Here is a 506-nt window from a genome sequence, read left to right as displayed (position 1 = left end):
AATTAACCATACTGTTAAAATATTATCAACTACGAATAAAAATACTAATATTACTATAAAGAATATTAGTAAGAAATCTTTAAAAACATTATCTACAATAAATGTTGCAATAAAAGAGCAAAATAACGATAAACAAAAGAGCATTCCTTTAACTTTATTTAAATAACTTACTGTTTTATACTTACTATCTAAAGTATCTTTTCTATCTTTTGTCATAAATACCTCCTACCATATACTAGACTATTCATATCTAATATAAAATTTACATTTTGCATTTTTCTCCACTATGATGTTATAATACAAATAACGAATAGAAAGTCCATAGATATACACCGAGCCCCAACCTATTGCCGTAGGTTGGGGCTCTTTATGTGATATGGATAGTCGCCTACTTATTGCGTTGGTTTAACCAATAGGTAAACCAAGCTACAATACATCCAGTTATCACAGGTGCAAAAACCGTTACGAATAAAAAGTCCACAGATGCTCACCTCCTTCCGCCGAAA

The 506-nt window shown here is 30.0% G+C and carries 2 protein-coding genes; both read right to left on the bottom strand.

Annotation, left to right across the window (positions count from 1 at the left end):
* Positions 1-216 (bottom strand): hypothetical protein (locus ACF91D_RS31700; RefSeq protein WP_392438691.1); only part of this gene is annotated, 216 nt, incomplete at its 3' end.
* 172 nt (positions 217-388) lie between these two features.
* Positions 389-481, bottom strand: coding sequence for a type I toxin-antitoxin system Fst family toxin (locus ACF91D_RS31695; RefSeq protein ID WP_392438689.1), 93 nt, complete (start codon positions 479-481; stop codon positions 389-391).
* Positions 482-506: the final 25 nt, after the last annotated feature.

This window comes from Staphylococcus sp. 231237_7MaSpsaltlick (assembly GCF_043107035.1).
This window is presented reverse-complemented; position numbering and strand designations above follow the sequence as displayed.